The sequence below is a fragment of the Verminephrobacter aporrectodeae subsp. tuberculatae At4 genome, from assembly GCF_000193225.1.
GTDB classification, from domain to species: domain Bacteria; phylum Pseudomonadota; class Gammaproteobacteria; order Burkholderiales; family Burkholderiaceae_C; genus Acidovorax; species Acidovorax aporrectodeae.
Map to the genome: position 1 here is coordinate 1 of NZ_AFAL01000684.1, position 214 is coordinate 214.

Consider the following 214-nt stretch of genomic DNA (forward strand, 5'->3'; position numbering starts at 1 on the left):
CCCTGCGGCTCCAATCAGAAGTATGAAATCTCAATGACCGCACTGCCAAATCCCTCGTCCATAAGAAAGGATACTTTTTTAAAAGTATGCTTGCTTCAGCTGTCTAAAAGTATTTTTCATGGTAGTTCAGTAAAGGTTGAAGTAGTGACTGCAGTAAGCCCAGTGGTGGAAATAGTTGTATTGTTGGGTTAGTATCCAGAGTTACAACAACAAT

The 214-nt window shown here is 40.2% G+C and carries 1 protein-coding gene; it reads left to right on the top strand.

The window, feature by feature from the left end; translation table 11 throughout:
- On the top strand, positions 1-192 hold a 192-nt coding region (locus VTU_RS35070; protein ID WP_236610800.1), incomplete at its 5' end, for a hypothetical protein.
- Positions 193-214: the final 22 nt, after the last annotated feature.